The sequence below is a fragment of the Frankia sp. AgB1.9 genome (assembly GCF_016786355.1).
Classification (GTDB): Bacteria; Actinomycetota; Actinomycetes; order Frankiales; family Frankiaceae; genus Pseudofrankia.
The window spans coordinates 23,417-41,928 of record NZ_JADWYX010000005.1 but is presented as its reverse complement, the minus strand read 5'-3'; the positions used below and the strand labels follow the sequence as shown (position 1 = coordinate 41,928).

Below are 18,512 nucleotides of genomic sequence, written 5' to 3'. Positions count from 1 at the left end.
CGGATGGCGTGCATGGAGGTGTGAACGGTGGCTGATCCCGCCCGCGCGCGCCGGTTGGCGGTGCGTGTTCGGGAAGTGGTCGCGGCCGCGCTCGAACGCGGAGTCAAGGACCCCCGGCTGGGGATGGTGACGATCACGGACGCCCGGGTGACCCCGGATCTGATGGAGGCGACCGTCTTCTACACCGTCTACGGCGACGACGAGGCCCGGGCCGATTCGGCCCGCGCCCTGGAGTCGGCCAAGGGCCTGCTGCGTTCCCAGGTGGGCAAGGCGACGGGCGTGAAATCGACGCCGACGCTGACGTTCGTGCACGACCGGTTGCCCGACGACGCGCAGCATCTCAACGACCTGCTCGCGGTCGCCAGGGCGCGGGACGCGGAGCTGGAGACCCGGCGCGAGGGCGCGAGCCACGCCGGCGAGCCCGACCCGTATCGCAAGCCCAGGGAGATCGACGACGAGCTCGACGACCTGGACGACGTCGACGATTCCGAGTACGACGCCTTCGGCGATGACGAGCGCGACGACGAGCCGGACCCGGCCGGCCCAGGCCGGTCGGTGGGCGGCGTCGGGCGATGAGCCCCGGGGTTCCTTCCGGCCCGGCGGAGCCGAGCCGGAAGGTCGTGGCGGCGCCCGGCCGGCCGTCGGCCGGGCCGGACCCGGTCACGCTGCTGCGTACGGCACTGGCCGAGGACTGGACGGTCGGGCTGTTCGCCCACGTCAACCCGGACTCGGACACGCTGGGCTCGGCCCTCGCCCTCGGCCTCGCGCTGCGCGACGCCGGCGCAACGGTGGTCGTCTCGTTCGACGCCGAGCCGTTCCAGGTGCCGGACGGGCTCGCGTTCCTGCCGGGCCACGATCTGCTGGTCGCGCCCGCGCGGCTGCCGGCGCGGCTCGACCTGGTGGTCACGCTCGACGCCGCGGCGCCGCACATGCTCGGCGTCCTCGCCGACCGGATGGCGGGCGCGCCCCACACCCTGGTCGTGGACCACCACCGTTCCGGCGCCGACTTCGGCCAGGTCCGGATGGTCGACCCCGACGCGCCGTCCACCTCGACCGTGGTGCTTCAGCTGCTCGACCGGATGGGCCTCGCGTTGACCGCCGACGTCGCGACCGCGCTCTACGCCGGGCTCGCGACCGACACCGGCTCGTTCCGGCAGGCGACGACCTCGGCCGCGGCGCACCGCGCGGCGGCCCGGCTGGTCGACGCCGGCGCCGACCCGACCGTCATCGGCTGGTCGGTCTGGGGGATCCACCGGTTCGGCTACGTGGGCCTGCTCGCCGAGGTGCTGGGCCGGGCGGGCCTGTCCGAATGCTCCGGCGCCGAAGGCCACCGGCTGGCCTGGACCTACATCACCGACGCGGACCTAGCCCGGCACGGACTGCGCCTGGAGCACGTCGAAGGCGTCGTGGACGTGCTGTGGGGGGTGCTGGAGGCGGACCTCGCCGCGGTCGCCAAGGAGCTGCCCGACCGGGGCTGGACCGTCTCGCTGCGCTCGCGCGGGCCGATCGACGTCGGCGCCGTGGCGATGGGCCTCGGAGGCGGCGGGCATCGGGAGAAGGCCGGCTTCACGGTCAGCCCAGGCGTGAACCAGGCCGCCGCGGGCCAGGCGGGCCAGGCGGGGCCCGGCGGCGGGCGGCCTGACGACGAGACGCGCGTCGGGCAGATCGTGGCGGCGATCCTGAACCAGGTGCGCCGCCACGCCTCCGGGCACAGTTCCTCCGGGTCCAGTGCCTCCGGGTCCAGTGGCGACGGCCCGATGGGCACGACCACGATCCGCGTCGCCCACCTGGCCGCCGCGCCGCGCCCGTCCTGAGGGCGCCGCCGGCCCTGAACGGAGAGCTTGTGACCTTGCCAACGACGTTCCCGACCGAGCCGTCGCCGGCACCTGCCGGCCCCCCGCCGGCTCCCGATGGTCTGGTGATCGTCGACAAGCCGGCCGGCTGGACGTCGCACGACGTCGTCGCGAAGGCACGGCGGATCCTGCGCACCCGCAAGATCGGCCACGCCGGCACCCTCGACCCGATGGCGACCGGTGTGCTGGTGCTCGGGGTTGGCCGGGCGACCAAGCTGCTCGGCCACCTCGCGCTCACCGACAAGGAGTACGAGGCGGTCATCCGGCTCGGCGTCACGACGGTCACGGACGACGCGGAGGGCGAGGTCGTCGAGGAGCGGCCGGTGGACGCCGCGGCGGACGCGCTCGCCGCCGCGATCGGCCGGCTCACCGGGCAGATCGACCAGGTCCCGTCCAGCGTCAGCGCGGTGAAGATCGACGGTAAGCGTGCCTACGCGCGGGTCCGGTCCGGCGAGGAGGTCAAGCTGGCCCCTCGTCGCGTCACGGTCAGCGCCTTCGAGCTGGGCGAGCGCCGGGACCGGGGCACCGGCGCCCCGGACACCGCGGGCGCGGATCTCGCCGTTCGGGTCGCCTGCTCCAGCGGCACATACATCCGGGCCCTCGCCCGCGATCTCGGCGCGGACCTCGGCTGCGGTGGCCATCTGACCTACCTGCGCCGCACCCGCGTCGGTCCGTTCCAGGTCGTTGACGCGCTGGACCTGGACGCCTTCGCCGAACGGGCGGCAGAGGCGGTCACGCCGTTGGCGGCCGCCGTCGCCAGTGCCTTCCCAATCCGCCGGGTGGACGCTGACGAGGCGGACGCCGTCGCCCACGGCCGCCGTCTTCCGGCAGCCGGTCTACAAGGCCCCTACGGCGTCGTGGCCGCAGACGGAACCGCGCTCGCCCTCGCCGAGGACCACGGCCGGGAGTCCCGCTATCTGGTGGTCTTCGCCCCCGCGGGTTGAAGATCGCTTCGAGGCTCATGGTGGTACCGACGCCGTGACCGTCGCCGACGCCTGTGGCGGATCCGGCAGTCGATCATGCAGTTGGCCGCACCCGCGAAGGTACGCGCCCGCCATGCCCTAGGCTCGGCACGTGCGTTGGTGGCGAGGGCTGGACAACACGCCAGTCGACTGGCGTGGTGGCGTCGTCACGATCGGTTTTTTCGACGGCGTCCATGTGGGCCATCGGAAGATCATCGGCCGGGCCGTCGAGCGGGCGACCGCGCTCGGCCTGCCGTTGCTGGTGCTCACCTTCGACCCACACCCGGGCGAGGTGCTGCGCCCGGGCAGCCATCCGGCGCTGCTGACGACGCTGCAGTTCAAGACCGAGCTGCTCGCCGCGATCGGCGTCGACGCCCTCTGCGTACAGCCGTTCACGCTGGAGTTCAGCGAGGTCCCGGCGGACGAGTTCGTCGCCAAGATCCTGGTCGAGACGCTGCGGGCCCGGGTGGTCGTCGTCGGGCAGAACTTCAGCTACGGGCACCGGGCGCTCGGCAGGATCGACACTTTGGTCCGTTCCGGCGCTCAGCACGGGTTCGAGGTCGACGACATCCAGCTGCTGCGGGACGACCACCAGGCCGGCCCAGACGCGACCCCGGTCGTCAGCTCGACCCACATCCGCGCGCAGGTCGCCGAGGGTGACGTCGTCGGCGCGGCGCAGGGTCTGGGCCGGCTGCATCGGGTCGAGGGGGTCGTGGTGCACGGGGACGCCCGTGGCCGCACGATCGGCTTCCCCACGGCGAACCTGCAGGTCACCCCATGGGCGGCGATCCCGGCGGACGGCGTCTACGCGGGGTACGCCTGCTGGTCGGGCCGTCGTCAGCCGGCCGCGATCTCGATCGGGACGAACCCGACCTTCGCCGGTCGGGAGCGCCGAGTCGAGGCGTTCCTGCTCGATTTCGACGGCGACCTGTACGGCGAGTACATGGCCTTCGAGTTCGTCGCCCTGCTGCGCCCAACCCTGAAATTCAACTCAGTTGAAGAGCTGGTCAGTCAGATGACCCTCGACGTCGAGGCGACCCGCACGGCCACCACCGCGACCTGACGTTCTGGGCGACGGGACATCGGTGGCGAACTGGCCGAGAAGGTGCCCCTCGGGCCCGCCGGATGGGTGCGTTGGCTGCTCGGTTCCCTGGAGTTGATAGGCTGCGAAGTCAAGACGGGTGAGGTGTGTTCACAGGCCGCCAGCCTTGATCAAGGCTAGTGCTGATCAAGGGCACGGCGTGGACAGTCGGAATGCCTGGGTGACGAAGACCCCGGGCGCACCCCCCGTGCACGAGAAGAAGAGGTGGATCGTGCCGCTTTCCAGCGACGTGAAGCAGAAGATCATGTCCGACTACGCAACGGTCGAGCGTGACACCGGCTCCCCCGAGGTGCAGGTGGCCATGCTGACCCGGCGGATCAGTGACCTGACCGAGCACCTGAAGGTGCACAAGCACGACCACCACAGCCGCCGTGGCCTGCTGCTGCTGGTCGGCCGGCGCCGTCGGCTGCTGAACTACCTGCAGAACACCGACATCAGCCGGTACCGAGCCTTGATCGAAAGACTCGGCCTCCGCCGATAGTGACCAGAGGGAGCGGTCCCATGGGGCCGCTCCCTCTGCCGCATATCGGGTCGATGCGGGCAAGTCCGGCTCGCCGCCATTCGGGGCGGCTGCGGGGCTCGCCAGGCCGGCCCGGGGGGATGACCTCCGGAGCCCGGCTCGTACGGATGTGAGAAGTGAACAGCGCCGGGGGAGGGGCCCTCGGCGTTGTGGAGGACCTGGCCGGGTCCGTGGTGGCGTGAGCCGCCGGTCCTCGGTCGTGACTTCCGGACAGTCCGCGTCCGCGGACCGGGCCGGGAGCCACGACTGAGCACCGGCACCCCTTCGCCAGACGGCCCCGGCCAGGCGAAGAGGATGGAGGACCAAAGAAGTGGATGACTCGACAACGGCGACCGAGGCGGTCGTCACCACCCCGCTCGGCACCCGGACGATCCGGTTCGAGACCGGTCGGCTGGCCAAGCAGGCCGCCGGCTCCGTGGTCGCCTACCTGGGCGACACGATGGTGCTGTCCGCGACGACAGCCAGCAAGAACCCCAAGGAAAACCTGGACTTCTTCCCGCTGACGGTCGACGTCGAGGAGCGGATGTACGCGGCCGGGCGCATCCCCGGCTCGTTCTTCCGCCGCGAGGGCCGGCCCAGCGAGGACGCGATCCTGACCTGCCGGCTGATCGACCGGCCGCTGCGCCCGTCGTTCACCAAGGGCCTGCGCAACGAGATCCAGGTCGTCGCGACCGTGCTCGCGCTCGACCCGGAGACGCTCTACGACGTCGTCGCGATCAACGCGGCCAGCGCGTCGACGCTGCTCGCCGGCCTGCCGTTCACCGGCCCGGTCGGCGCGACCCGGGTCGGCTACGTCGACGGCCAGTGGGTGGCGTTCCCGACCCACGCCGAGCTCGCCCGCGCGACCTTCGACATGGTCGTCGCCGGCCGAGTGCTGGAGGACGACTCCGACGTCGCGATCATGATGGTCGAGGCCGAGGCGACCCCGGGCACCGTGGCGCTGCTCGCCGACGGCGCCCCGGCGCCGACCGAGGACGTCGTCGCCGCCGGCCTGGAGGCCGCGAAGCCCGCGATCCGCGAGCTGTGCCGGGCCCAGCGGGAGCTGGCCGCCGCCGCGGCCAAGCCGGTCCGCGAGTACCCCGTGTTCCTGGACTACACCGACGACGTGCTCGACGTGCTGACCAACGCGGTCGGTGACGAGCTGGCCGCCGCGCTGCGGATCGCCGGCAAGCAGGAGCGCGAGAGCGAGCTGGACCGGGTCAAGGCCCTGGCGGTCGAGAAGGTCGGTTCGCAGTTCGACGGCCGCGAGAAGGAGATCGGCGCCGCCTACCGGGCGCTGACCAAGAAGCTGGTCCGCAAGCGGGTCGTCGAGGACGGCCTGCGCATCGACGGCCGCGCCACCACCGAGATCCGCGCGCTGTCCGCCGAGGTGGACTACGTGCCGCGGGTGCACGGCTCCGCGCTGTTCGAGCGTGGCGAGACCCAGATCCTGGGTGTCACGACGCTGGCGATGCTCCGGCTGGAGCAGACCATCGACACGCTCAACCCGGACCGCACCAAGCGCTACATGCACAACTACAACTTCCCGCCCTACTCGACCGGTGAGACCGGCCGGGTCGGCTCGCCGAAGCGCCGCGAGATCGGCCACGGCGCGCTCGCCGAGCGGGCGCTGCTGCCGGTGCTGCCGAGCCGCGAGGAGTTCCCCTACGCGATCCGGCAGGTCTCCGAGGCGCTCAGCTCCAACGGGTCGACCTCGATGGGCTCGGTGTGTGCGAGCACGCTGTCGCTGCTGAACGCCGGTGTGCCGCTGCGGGCGCCGGTCGCAGGCATCGCGATGGGCCTGATCCGTGAGGGCGACGCGTTCGTCACGCTGACGGACATCCTGGGTGCCGAGGACGCGTACGGCGACATGGACTTCAAGGTCGCCGGCACCCGTGACTTCGTCACCGCGCTGCAGCTGGACACCAAGCTCGACGGCATCCCGGCGAACGTGCTCGCGGGCGCGCTGCAGCAGGCCCGCGCGGCCCGGCTCGCGATCCTCGACGTCATGGCCGAGGCCATCGAGGGCCCGGACGAGATGTCGCAGCACGCGCCTCGGGTCATCTCGGTCAAGATCCCGGTGGACAAGATCGGCGAGGTCATCGGCCCGAAGGGCAAGATGATCAACCAGATCCAGGCCGACAGCGGCGCCGAGATCACCGTCGAGGACGACGGCACGATCTACATCGGCGCGGCCGACGGCGTCTCCGCCGAGACGGCGCGCTCGGCGATCAACGCGATCGCCAACCCGCAGATGCCGGAGGTCGGGGAGCGCTACCTCGGCACGATCGTGAAGATCACGAACTTCGGCGCCTTCGTCTCCCTCACCCCGGGCAAGGACGGCCTGCTGCACGTCAGCAAGCTCAAGCAGCTCTCGGGCGGCAAGCGGGTGGAGAAGGTCGAGGACGTGCTCAACGTCGGCCAGAAGCTGCAGGTCGAGATCACCGAGATCGACAGCCGCGGCAAGATCAGTCTCTCGCCGGCGGAGGAAGCCGCCGCCGTCGCGGGGGCCTGACACGCACATGACACAACTCGACGAGACCCAGACGCCGTCGGCTCGGGCCGCCGCGCTGCTCGCGGGGCGGCCGACCATGGAACTGCTGGGCGGGAGCGCGCGGCGCACGGTCCTGCCCGGCGGCCTGCGGGTGCTGACCGAGCAGGTGCCCGGCGTACGGTCGGCCGCCATCGGCGTCTGGGTCGGCGTCGGCTCGCGGGACGAGGACCCGGCGACGGCGGGCTGCTCGCACTTCCTGGAACACCTGCTGTTCAAGGGGACGCCGAGCCGCGACGCGCTGACCATCAGCGCGTCCGTCGAGGCCGTCGGCGGTGATCTCAACGCGTTCACCGCGAAGGAGTACACCTGCTACTACGCGCGGGTCCTCGACGAGGACCTGCCGATGGCGATCGACGTCGTCTGCGACATGGTGGCGAACTCGATCATCACCGCGGCCGACGTCGAGGCCGAGCGGGGCGTGATCCTCGAGGAGATCGCCATGCACGAGGACGACCCCGGCGACGTCGTGCACGACGTCTTCGCCGAGGCCGTCCTCGGCTCGTCGTCGCTCGGGCGCCCGGTCCTCGGCACGATCGACTCGATCGAGGCGCTCAACCGGGACACGATCGCCGAGTACTACCGGGGGCGCTACACCGCGCCGGCGCTGGTGGTCGCGGTCGCGGGGAACATCGACCACGACCGGACCCTGGCGATGGTCGCGGAGGCCTTCGCCGACCGGCTGGCCGGCCCGGCCGACTCCGCCGGGCCGCGCGGCGGTGCGTACGGCTACCCGGGCAAGCCCGGGCTGCTGGTCTCGCGCCGGCCGACCGAGCAGGCCAACGTCGTGCTCGGCACCGCAGGGATGTCCCGGCGTGACCCGCGCCGGTTCGCGCTGGGCCTGCTCTCGACGGCGCTCGGCGGCGGCATGAGCTCGCGGCTGTTCCAGGAAATCCGGGAGAAGCGCGGGCTCGCGTACTCGGTCTACTCGTTCGCGACCCACTTCGCCGACGCGGGCCTGTTCGGGCTGTACGCCGGCTGTGCGCCCAAGCGTGCCCGTGAGGTGCTGGAGATCTGCCGCGCCGAGGTCCGCCAGATCGCCGAACGGGGGATCACCCAGGAGGAGCTCGACCGGGCGCGCGGCCAGACCCGTGGCTCGCTCGTCCTCGGGCTGGAGGACACCGGCTCGCGGATGAGCCGCCTCGGCAAGGGCGAGCTGGTCCACGGCGAGCTGCTCTCTGTCGACGAGGTGCTCGCCAGGGTCGACGCCGTGACCCTCGCCGAGGTTCAGGCGATCGCCGGCGAGCTCGTCGCGCAGCCCTGGGGCCTCGGCGTCATCGGGCCCTTCAAGAACGACAGCGACTTCGCGGCCCTGGTCTCCTGACCGGTCCGCCGACCGAGGCCCTTCCCCGACGGGGGAGGGCCTCGGTCGGTTTCGGCCGCGGACCGGGTCGTCGGCACTGACCGGGCGCGGCGTCGGTCTCGGGCCGCACTGACCTCGCGCGGCACTAACCTGGCAGGGCGTAGCGGGTCCGCAGGCGTGTCCGCCGAGCCGATGGGTGGTTCTCTTCATGATCAACGTGGCTGTGCTCGGGTCCAGGGGCCGGATGGGCGCGACGGTCTGCGCGGCCGTGGAGGCGGCCGACGACCTGGCGCTGGTGGCGGCCATCGACGCGGGTGACGACCGGTCGGCGCTCAGCAAGGCCGAGGTGGTCGTCGACTTCACCAGCCCGTCCGCCGTCATGGACAACGTGCGCTGGTGCGTCGAGAACGGCCTGCACGCCGTCGTCGGCACGACCGGGTTCGACGACGCGCGGCTGGCCCAGGTACGCGGCTGGCTCGCGGCTTCTCCCGAGGTCGGCGTGCTGGTCGCGCCCAACTTCGGCATCGCCGCGGTCCTGATGATGCGGTTCGCAGCCCAGGCGGCCCCGTTCTTCGAGTCGGTCGAGATCGTCGAGCTGCACCACCCGAACAAGGTCGACGCTCCCAGCGGCACCGCTCGGCGCACCGCCGAGCTCGTCGCCGCCGCCCGCCGCGAGGCCGGCCTGAACCCGGCCGGCCCGGACGCGACCACCACCGCCCTGGACGGCGCCCGCGGCGCGACCGTCGACGGCGTCCCGGTGCACGCGGTCCGCCTGGGCGGCCTGGTCGCCCACCAGGAGGTCCTGCTCGGTGGCTCCGGGGAGACCCTGACGATTCGCCACGACTCGCTCGACCGGACGTCCTTCATGCCCGGCGTACTGCTCGCCGTCCGGCAGATCGCCTCCCGCCCAGGCCTCACCGTCGGCCTGGACCCCCTGCTCGACCTGTAGGCGAGCCGCCGGTTGATCTTCGCGTTCCGCGGTGCGGGGGGTTATGCGAGGCGGTCGCGGGTGGGTAGTAGGCGGCGGGCTGGTGGGGCGGCGATCGAGGCGACGATCAGCTGGCCGGCGCGGTCGCGGACGCAGCCGAAGATCGCGATGTACAGCGGGCGGGTGGCCGGGAGTGGCAGGCCGTCGTCGAGCTCGTAGCGGGCGTTGGTGACCTTTCGGAATCCCGCGACCGGGTCGTTGGCGGCGATCGGCGGCATGTCCGGCCGCCAGGTGACGATCACCTCGGTGCAGCCGTCGGGCCAGGTCCACTGAAGCCGGCCGGCCACGACCGCGAGGTCACGGGCCGGCTCCAGGCTGTCGGCCGGCGTCCGGGTGAGCAGCCGGGTGCTCTCGTCCTCCGGGTCGATCGCGTCCGCCGCCTGGGCCGTCGGGCCGCCAGCCGGCTCGGTGATCGTCTCCGCGGCCAGCTCCTCCGCCGCCGGCCCCTGCCAGACGGCGGGTTGTGACCACACTCCGGCGATGCCGGCCCGCACCTCGTAGCCAGGCAGCGTCGCCTCGGCGGGTACGCCGCCGTCGTCGATCCGGGTCGTCGCGGTGACGCCGACCGCCCGGCTGGAGCCGTCCGTGCCGATCCGCAGCACCCGGTAGTGGACGCCGGGCGTGGGGGATGGCACCCAGCTGACCTCGACGGCCCCGGCGGCGCGGCGGACCGCGAGCGCGCCCGGTGGCAGCAGGCTCTCCAGGAGCAGGGCGCGCGCCTCGTCCGAGTCCGCCGCCAGCTCGAGGGCGGCCATCGCGAGCGCGGCGCGTTCGGCCGGCGCGGCGGCGGCCGCGGCGGCCAGCAGTTCGCCGGCTCGCTGGTGGCGTTCCTCCACCTCGACGGTGACGGTGGCCAGGTCTGCGCCGTCCGGGCCGGGCACGTCCCTGGCGATCCGGCTCAGCTCGGCGGCCAGCTGCCTGGCCTGCTCCAGCCGGTGGGCGGCGACGGCCTGGGTGAGCCTGGCCCAGCCGTCGTGGGCCCGGCGGATCACCGACTCGATCGCCTCCCCGAGAGCGCGGATCGGCTGGGTGGCGGTGCCGGCGATCTCCAGGGCGTGCGCGAGCCGCTCATGGGCCGCTATCGGAGCGCCGGCGTCGAGCAGAACCCTTGCCTGTTCGAGGATCTCCCGCCAGTCCTGGTCGCTGCCGTGCCTCGACCGTCCGGCCGTGGCGGCGGCCGACGCCGCGTGCCCGGACGTCGCCACGGGCTCGCGGGTGGTCCCCCGAGCCGGCGTCGGCCTGGTCCGCCGCTCCGGTGCTGAGCCCTGCGCCTGCTCCTGTTCGGGAACCTGGGTGATGACCGCCTCGTCCACGCCGGCCTCGCGGGCGAGGGCGCGGACCACGGCCTCGGCGCGCGCCCGGTCGAGGCCCTCGCCGCGCGCCGCCGTGACGAGCAGGGCCGCGTCGGCCGGCAGCAGCCGGTCCTCCACCAGTAACACCGCCGCGAGCCTCGGGCGCAGCAGGTCGGCCGCGGCGGCCGCCAGCGCGTCCAGGTAGGCCTCCGGGTCGCCGTCTAGGAGCAGCGTCGTGACCGCGGCGAGCAGGTCGTCGATCAGCGCGCGGCGCCGGTCCGGCCGGCGGGCCCGGTTGCGGGTCGCGGCGCCGTCGCGGGCCGAGCGGACCGTCGCCAGGTCGCTGCCCGGTGGTACGCCGAGCAGGTCGAACAGGCTGCGCGGCGCGTCCTCGCCGACGATCCGGCCGAGCTCGTCGAGGTCGGCGCGGACCTGGCGCAGCACCTGGCGGGGCACCGAGCGGCGCGTGGTCCGTTCCGGCGTGCCGGCCGGTACGCGCGGGTAGCCGGCGATTCGCCGGTCGAACTCGGCGGCGTCGACACCGGCTCCCGTCGCGATCAGGCGCAGGCCGGGGATCTTGTCCTCCGGCAGGCCGCCGAACCGCTCGACGAGGCGGTCGGCGGCAGCCGCCACCGTCGCGAACCGCTCGTCCTCGCGTTCCGCGCGGGCCTGGGCCACCACCTGGGCCAGCTCGACGCGGGCCCGCCGGCCGCGCAGCGCCGCCGCGAGCTCGGGGTGCTGGCGCAACAGCGCGTCGATCACGCCGCGGTAGCGGGGATGGTCGCGGCTGCGCTGCCAGAACGCCCAGACCGCGTCGATCTGGGCCGAGACCGCGGCGTCGTCGAGCGTCGTCGCCTCGGCGAGCGGAATGTCGTAGATCTCGAAGGGGTCGCTGTGCTCGACCCCGCCGCGCGCATGGATCGGCCCCAACACCCGGCTTCGGTAGTCGTTGGCGTCGAACGGCCCCATCAGATCCTGCCCTCGTCATCCTTCCGCTGCGTCACCCAGGGCGACCGGGGCTCAGGTCCAGCCGATCGGCGGCCCGCCGAGGCCGCCGCGGAAGCCGGGGCCAGGTGGTGGGCCGCCGCCGGGGCGACCGTCGTTGGGCCGGCGGGCGCGGCTGGCGTCTCTGGCTCGGCGGGCGCGGGCGACCTGGTCGCGCTCCCGGGCCACGTCGGCCTGGCTGAGCGCGGCGGACGTCTCCACCCGGACGGTCAGTGGTCGGTCCGCCAGCCCCTCGTGCCGGGCGGTCACCTCCAGGATGCCGTCGAAGCCCATCCGGAAGGTGATCTCGATCTCGGTGCCGGCCGGGTAGCCGGACGGGATGTCGGCGATCTCGGCCTCGGCGATGATCTTGTTGTCATCGAGACGGCGGGACTCGGTGCCGCCGGCCTGCTCGACGACGTAGACCGTCACGGCGTCCTGGTCGTCGCGCACCGTCCCGAACGGGCGGCGAACAACGACCGGCAGCCGGTCGTTGCGGTGCACCAGGAAGACGGCGCCGTGCTCACCGAACCGGTCGAGCGCGAGCACCCCGAAGCCTCGGGAGATGACGTTGATCACCTGCACCTCGACGGTGCGGCGAACCCGGGCCGCGGGCAGGCCGAGCGCGTCGGCGAGCCGCCGGCAGGCCGCGTCCAGGTCAGCCGGGTCTGCGGCGTCGACGCCAGCGCCGTCGGCCAGCTGGCCGCGGGTCACCAGGTCGCTGACGACGAGCCGCTCCAGCGCCTTCTTCTCGCCGTAGATCGCCGCGCCCTTCGCGACGGCCAGATCCGGGTCACTGAGCTCGACCGGGACGCCGAACTCCTCGGACAGCCGCCGCGCGACGGCCGGCATCCGGGAGGCACCGCCCACCAGCAGCACCCGGTCGACGCCGCGGGCGCCGCGCTCGGTGGCCGCCGTGACGGCCGCCCTGGTCAGCGTGATCGTGCGGTCCAGCAGGCCACTGGTCAGCCGTTCCAGCTCGGCCCTGGTGACCTCGACGTCGAGTGCGCCGCCCGCGTGCTCGACCCGCACGACGGTCACGGTCCGGTCGGTCAGCTCGCGCCGGGCCTGCTCGGCCGCCAGGGACAGCGTCTGCGCGGCGGCGCCGTCGTCGAGCAGGTCGGGCAGCGTCGGGAACTTCGCGGTGAAGGCGTCCGCCAGGTGGAGCACCAGCTTCTCGTCCCAGTCGGCCCCGCCGAGCTGGTGGTCGCCGTCGATCGCCACCACCGAGACCCGGCGGTCGGCGAGCTCGACGATGGTGACGTCGAAGGTGCCGCCGCCCAGGTCGTAGACCAGCGCGACCTCCTCGTCCGCGGCGCTCGGCCCGGCGAGAGTGCGCCGGGAGCCCACCTCGAAGCGGGCGAAGCCGTAGGAGAGGGCGGCCGCGGTCGGCTCGTTGATGACGTCGACGACGTTGAGGCCCGCGTACTCGCCGGCGAGCACGGTCGCCCGGCGTTCCTCGTCGCCGAAGTAGGCCGGCACGGTGATCACGACGTCGCGGACCGGCTCGCCGCCGGTCAGCTCCGCGTCCGAGATCAGTGCCGAGAGGATCAGCCCGCTGACGGCCGGGGCCGACCAGGCCGTGCCCGGCGGCGCCCCGGCCGGCACGAACCGCCACTCGCCGTCGCCCATCCGCCGCTTGACCAGCGCGCACACGTCGTCCGGCCTGGACCGGGCGAGCTGGCGGGCCGTCTCGCCGGTGATGTAGTCGTCCGAGCCGACGAAGAGCACGACGCTGGGCAGCGTCGCGGAGCCGTCCAGCAGGGGCACGATCTCGGCCTCGCCGGCCGGGGAGACGCGAGCCAGGCAGCTGAAGGTGGTGCCGAGGTCGATGCCGAAGACAGTCCCGTCTCCGGACAGCCCGGATGAACCACCCCGTGGTGCGCGCACAGGCAAAAACCTATCCGGTCGCGGACTTCGGCGGGCTCCGGATGCCCGATCGGTCGTTCCGACGGGACAGGTAGAGTGACGGCCCGTGCACACCGACCTCTCCGCGCGACATCGGTAGCCGGCCCGCGTTCGTTCGCGCGCCGTGCTGTTGCCGTTCTCCAAAGCCGCTGTGAGAGGTCAGGTTTTTCCGCGATGAGTGATGCCCCGATCGTCAAGCCGGTCGCGATCAGTGGATTCCCCGAATGGCTACCCGGGGTCAGAGCCGTCGAGCTGGACTGGCTCGACCGGATTCGCGCCACCTTCGAGCGGTATGGCTTCTGCTCCGTCGAAACACCGTCGGTGGAGTCGCTCGACGTGCTCGCCGCCAAGGGGGAGACCTCCCAGGAGGTCTACGCGCTGCGCCGGCTGCAGGCCGAGCCGGGCGACGACTCCGGCCGACTCGGGCTGCACTTCGACCTGACGGTGCCGTTCGCGCGATACGTCGCCGCGCACTTCAACGAGCTGGCCTTCCCGTTCCGGCGCTATCAGATCCAGCGGGTCTGGCGGGGTGAGCGGCCGCAGGAGGGCCGGTACCGCGAGTTCACCCAGTGCGACATCGACGTCATCAACGTCGACTCGGTGCCGCTGTACTTCGACGCGGAACTCCCGCGGATCGTGCACGAGGTGCTCACCGAGCTGAACGTCCCGGCCTGGACGTTGAACGTCAACAACCGGAAGCTGCTGCAGGGCTTCTACGAGGGCCTCGGCATCGACGACCCGGTGGCCGTCATCCGGGCCGCGGACAAGCTCGACAAGATCGGCCCTGACGGGGTCGCGAAGGTGCTCGTCGACCAGGTCGGGCTCACGGCCGCGCAGGCGAAGTCGGTGCTGGACCTGGCCGCCGTCAAGGCGAGTGGCTCGGCAGCCGTCGTCGAGGCCGTCGGCCGGCTCGGCGTGAAGTCCGACCTGCTCACCACCGGGCTCGACGAGCTGACGTTCGTCCTCGACGAGCTCGCGGACCTGCCCGTCGGCAGCGTGGTCGCCGACCTGTCGATCGCCCGGGGGCTGGACTACTACACCGGCACGGTCTACGAGGCGAAGTTCGTCGACTGGCCCGGCTTCGGCAGCATCTGCTCGGGCGGGCGGTACGACGACCTGGCCGGCTCGTTCATCCGGCGCAACCTGCCGGGCGTCGGCATCTCCATCGGCCTGACCCGGATCTTCGCCAAGCTGGTCGCCGAGGGGATGATCACGCCGGGACCGGCGAGCCCGGCCGACGTCCTCGTCGTGATCCCAAGTGACGAGCGGCGCCGGGTCGCGGTCGCCACGGCCGGGAGGCTGCGCGCCCGCGGCCTGAAGGTCGAGACCTACCACCAGGCCGACAAGCTGGCCAAGCAGCTCCGCTACGCCAACCGCAAGGGCATCGGCGCCCTCTGGTTCCCGCCCTTCGAGGACGGCAAGCCCCACGAGGTCAAGAACCTGACCACCGGCGACCAGACCGAGGCCGACCCGGACACCTGGACCCCCTTGAGCCCCTGACGCCCGGTTGATCGCCGTTTTGGCCCTCGCGTGGTTGTGTCTGGGGCCTTTCTACGACCACCCGAGGGCCAAAACAGCGATCACTCGCACCGAGGTGGTTGTCGGGCTCGTCGGGGACGGGGTCCGCCCATAACGGCCCACCGGGAAGCTGACCCGGGGGTCAGCCTGCTCGGTGGGCCGCTAGCCGGGGGTGACGGGGGCGAAGACCCCGGCCGTCGCCGTGGTGGCTGTCCGTCGGCTGGGCCGGCGGCGGGTACACAGTCACCGTGGCGGTGGCGACCGCCCGTGAGCGGTTGCCGGTTCCGGTGTACCACGGCCACGCGCGCCGACCCAGACCTTGCTCCGGACGGGTGACCGGACGGGTATGTGGGTGCTGACACCGCCACACTCGGGGCCTCTTCCCGGCGAGTCCGGGTGCGTACCAGGTCGTCGGGCTCGGCTCACCCACAGCGCCGACGCTCCGGGGACGGCCGAACCGGGCCCTCGGACGGTGAGGACTCCAGTCGCGTCGGCGTGGTCTTCGGCCGGATCCCGGCCACCGGGAACCAGGACATCCAGGCCGCCGGTACGGTGGATCGGCCGCCTCCAGCGGGGCGGCTCGATCGCGGAGGTGGCAGTGCGGGTTCAGGTGATCGCGCGGACGGAGTTCCTTCCGCCGGCCGACGTGCCGTGGGAGACCGACGCCGACGGCGGCCAGGCGCTGGCCGAGTTCGCGGGCCGGGCCTGCTACCAGAGCTGGAGCAAGCCGAACCCGGCCACCGCCACCAACGCGGGCTACCTGCGCCACATCCTCGACGTCGGCCACCTGTCCGTGCTGGAGCACGGCACCGTGACCGTCTACATCACCGGGGTGTCGCGAAGCCTCACCCACGAGCTCGTCCGCCACCGGCACTTCTCCTACAGCCAGCTCTCGCAGCGCTACGTCCCGGAGCGCGACGCCGAGATGGTCGAGCCCGAGGTCGTCGCGGCGGACCCGGAGCTGCACGCCCTGTTCCAGGAGGCCGCCGCCGCGTCGCTGGAGGCGTACTCGAAACTGCTGGAGGGCCTGGAGAAGCACTTCGCCGAGGTGGCCGCGCCGACGTCGCGGCGCAAGCAGGCCCGCCAGGCGGCCCGGTCCGTGCTGCCGAACGCCACCGAGACGCGCATCGTGGTCACCGGCAACTACCGCGCCTGGCGGCACTTCATCGCGATGCGGGCCTCCGAGTCCGCCGACGTCGAGATCCGGGGCCTGGCCATCCTGGCCCTGCGCGCGCTCCAGGACGTCGCTCCGAACGTCTTCGCGGACTTCCGCGTCTCCACCCTCGACGACGGCACCGAGGTCGCCTCCAGCCCGCTCGTCAGCGAGGGGTAGGTCATCCCGGACGTCAGCCTGCCCGCCCGCCTTCGCGTCGGGGCGGGCTGACCGGGCGGCGACAACCCCCGTGAACCCGATGCGCCGTTTCGGGCAAATACAGGTGTGAGCGCAGACACCAGCGTCCCAGCCGTCGCGGAGCCGGCGGACGTCCCGCTCAGGCGTGACCATCGGTCACGCGCGGCGGGCAGTCCCGTCGTCCCGGCTCGGGATGAGCCGCCTGACCGGACGGACGCGCGGATCGTCGCTCGGTCGGTCGACTCGCCGGCGGCCTTCGCGGAGCTGTTCGACCGGCACGCGGTGGCGATCTACCGGTACCTGGCTCGCCGGGTCGGCCCACAGGCCGCGGACGACCTGGTCGCCTCCACGTTCCTGGTCGCGTTCGAGCGGCGTGGCGCCTATGACCTGGACCGTGCCGACGTGCGGCCCTGGCTGTACGGCATCGCGTCGAACCTGGTCGGGCGCCACCACCGCGACGAGGCACGCATGCTGCGGGCGTACGCCCGCAGTGGCGTCGACCCCGCGGCCGAGGACGGGACGGAGCGAGCCCTGGAACGGGCCGACGCCCAGGCCTCGGGGCCGGCCGTCGCGGCCGCCGTCGCCGAGCTGCCGCCCGAGGACCGGGACGTGCTGCTGCTGTTCGCCTGGGCCTCGCTGAGCTACGCGGAGATCGCCCAGGCCCTCGCGATCCCGCTCGGCACCGTGCGCTCACGCCTGCACCGGGCCCGGCGCCGGGTCCGGGCCGTCCTCGACGCCGACTCCGGGCGCCCGATCGTGACCGAGGAGAGCGACCATGGCTGACCACCTCCCGGTTTCCGGGGCCGGCCCCGCACCAGACGCCCGGCCGAACCCGGCTGCCGCCCTCAACGGCGCGCGGACGGCGGTCCCGTTGGACGAGGCGTCCGGCGGGCTCACCGCCGGCCAGCTGGTCGTCGAGGAGGCCGTGATCCGGGCCGAGCTCGCGCCGTTGGCCGGGCTGCGCCTCGGTCTTCCCGAGCCGCGGGCCACCGTGCTCGCGGCGGCCCGCGACAGGCTGCTGAACCGCGCGGCGCAGGTCAGCGCCACGGGCGCGCCTGCTGCTGCGGTGCCCACTGACCGTGTTCCTGCCGACCGTGTTCCTGCCGACCGTGTTCGTGCCGACGGTGTGCTGGCCGACGGTGCGGTCGCGGCGCCGACCACGGGGCCAGACGCGGGGCCGGGCCGTGCGGCCCGGCACCGGCGGCGGCTACGGCCGCGGGTGACGACCCGCCGCGTGATCGCGGTGGCGGTCGCGGCCGTCGTCGTGGCGGCTGGGCTGTTCACCCTCGACACGGTGACGGTGGGGGGCAGGGCGGACGCGACGGCCGAGGCGTCGACCCTGCTGCGGCAGGCCGCGTCCGTCGTGGCGGCGAAGCCGGATCCGCCGGTCGGCCCGACGCAGTACCGGGAGATCACCACTCGGGCCTCCTACGGCTCGAGCACCACGGGGACCGACGGCAGGGAGGTCACCTGGTTGGTGGAGTCCGTGACCCGGCTCTGGATCCCCGGCGACCCGACGAAGCCGTGGATCATGCAGCAGGGCGGCCCGACGGCGATCCACTGGTTCAACCCAGCGGACGAGACCTGGGCGAAGGCCAACGGACTGGGTGGGCAGAGTTCCGTGCCGTATCTGACTCGTGCCGTAGGCGGCGAGTTCAACGGCCCGATCTTGGACATTCAGGCCTGGCAGGCCCCGACTCCCGGCTTTCTGTCCCGCCTGCCGCGCGACCCGGACAAGCTGCTGGCCCGGATCTACCACGATTCCGAGGGAGAGGGCCGGTCGAAGGACGGCGAGGCGCTGGTCTTCATCGCCGACGTCATGCGGTGCGGATTCGTGCCCGCGGATCTGCGGGCCGCGTTCTTCCGCGCCGCGACCGGCATCCCGGGCGTGACGGTCACGGACCACGCGGCGAACCTGGCCGGCCGAACCGGAGTCGCCGTCGGCCGCGACGAGGGCGGAGACACCCGCCAGGAGATGATTTTCGACCCGGCCACTGGCCAGTTCATCGGGGAGCGGGAGGTCGTCCTCAACGCGGACTACATCCCCGGGGTCCCGGTGGGTACCGCGATCTCCTACACGGCGGTGAGCAGCGAGGTCGTCGACTCGGCGCCCACCGGCTGACCGTACTGGGCCGGGCGGGCCGGAAGTCACAGGCCGAGGGTCGGCAAGGCAGGTCGGAACGGGCCGGCGGGCGTTGTCG

Annotated in this window: 14 protein-coding genes; 12 read left to right on the top strand and 2 right to left on the bottom strand. The window is 73.0% G+C overall.

Translation table 11 applies throughout. The annotated features are described in order from the left end of the window. Positions 1-27 precede the first annotated feature (27 nt). The 8 genes from rbfA (at position 28) to dapB (ending at position 9,219) form a co-directional block, all read left to right on the top strand. Entirely contained in the window at positions 28-576 is a 549-nt protein-coding gene (rbfA, locus tag I6A60_RS03015; RefSeq protein WP_203016860.1) for a 30S ribosome-binding factor RbfA, read from the top strand. Next, positions 573-1,814 carry a bifunctional oligoribonuclease/PAP phosphatase NrnA gene (locus I6A60_RS03010; protein ID WP_203016862.1) on the top strand — a complete coding sequence of 414 codons (1,242 nt, stop codon included), beginning with the start codon at positions 573-575 and terminating at the stop codon, positions 1,812-1,814. The genes rbfA and I6A60_RS03010 overlap by 4 nt, the downstream gene beginning before the upstream one ends. Before the next feature lie 35 nt (positions 1,815-1,849). Next, positions 1,850-2,797, top strand: coding sequence for a tRNA pseudouridine(55) synthase TruB (truB, locus tag I6A60_RS03005; RefSeq protein ID WP_203016925.1), 948 nt, complete (start codon positions 1,850-1,852; stop codon positions 2,795-2,797). A 130-nt stretch (positions 2,798-2,927) separates the two neighbouring features. Then, a complete protein-coding gene (locus tag I6A60_RS03000; protein WP_203016864.1) occupies positions 2,928-3,878 on the top strand; it encodes a bifunctional riboflavin kinase/FAD synthetase in 951 nt (316 codons plus the stop codon). Between the two features lie 250 nt (positions 3,879-4,128). Next, complete coding sequence (gene rpsO, locus I6A60_RS02995; RefSeq protein WP_203016941.1) at positions 4,129-4,398, top strand: 30S ribosomal protein S15; 270 nt, start codon at positions 4,129-4,131, stop codon at positions 4,396-4,398. Between the two features lie 349 nt (positions 4,399-4,747). Beyond that, the gene (locus I6A60_RS02990; RefSeq protein WP_203016866.1) at positions 4,748-6,931 is read left to right on the top strand and encodes a polyribonucleotide nucleotidyltransferase; all 2,184 of its coding nucleotides are present in this window, start codon (positions 4,748-4,750) and stop codon (positions 6,929-6,931) included. A 7-nt stretch (positions 6,932-6,938) separates the two neighbouring features. Beyond that, on the top strand, positions 6,939-8,291 hold the full coding sequence (locus I6A60_RS02985; RefSeq protein ID WP_203016867.1) for a pitrilysin family protein: 1,353 nt from the start codon (positions 6,939-6,941) through the stop codon (positions 8,289-8,291). Positions 8,292-8,478: 187 nt separating this feature from the next. Beyond that, entirely contained in the window at positions 8,479-9,219 is a 741-nt protein-coding gene (gene dapB / locus I6A60_RS02980; protein WP_203016869.1) for a 4-hydroxy-tetrahydrodipicolinate reductase, read from the top strand. Positions 9,220-9,260: 41 nt separating this feature from the next. Here the strand turns inward: dapB and I6A60_RS02975 are convergent, their stop codons facing one another. Both I6A60_RS02975 and I6A60_RS02970 read right to left on the bottom strand, forming a co-directional pair. Beyond that, positions 9,261-11,519 carry a hypothetical protein gene (locus tag I6A60_RS02975; protein ID WP_203042527.1) on the bottom strand — a complete coding sequence of 753 codons (2,259 nt, stop codon included), beginning with the start codon at positions 11,517-11,519 and terminating at the stop codon, positions 9,261-9,263. 51 nt (positions 11,520-11,570) lie between these two features. Then, positions 11,571-13,424, bottom strand: a complete 1,854-nt coding sequence (locus I6A60_RS02970; RefSeq protein WP_203016873.1) for an Hsp70 family protein — start codon at positions 13,422-13,424, stop codon at positions 11,571-11,573. 192 nt (positions 13,425-13,616) lie between these two features. Between I6A60_RS02970 and hisS the strand changes: the two genes are divergently transcribed. The 4 genes from hisS (at position 13,617) to I6A60_RS02950 (ending at position 18,433) form a co-directional block, all read left to right on the top strand. Continuing rightward, the gene (gene hisS / locus I6A60_RS02965) at positions 13,617-14,942 is read left to right on the top strand and encodes a histidine--tRNA ligase (protein WP_203016875.1); all 1,326 of its coding nucleotides are present in this window, start codon (positions 13,617-13,619) and stop codon (positions 14,940-14,942) included. Positions 14,943-15,558: 616 nt separating this feature from the next. Next, positions 15,559-16,293, top strand: coding sequence for an FAD-dependent thymidylate synthase (thyX, locus tag I6A60_RS02960; protein ID WP_203016878.1), 735 nt, complete (start codon positions 15,559-15,561; stop codon positions 16,291-16,293). Between the two features lie 105 nt (positions 16,294-16,398). Then, positions 16,399-17,094, top strand: coding sequence for an RNA polymerase sigma factor (locus tag I6A60_RS02955; protein ID WP_203016880.1), 696 nt, complete (start codon positions 16,399-16,401; stop codon positions 17,092-17,094). Then, the gene (locus tag I6A60_RS02950; RefSeq protein ID WP_203016881.1) at positions 17,087-18,433 is read left to right on the top strand and encodes a CU044_5270 family protein; all 1,347 of its coding nucleotides are present in this window, start codon (positions 17,087-17,089) and stop codon (positions 18,431-18,433) included. Before I6A60_RS02955 ends, I6A60_RS02950 begins: the two co-directional genes overlap by 8 nt. Positions 18,434-18,512 lie beyond the last annotated feature (79 nt).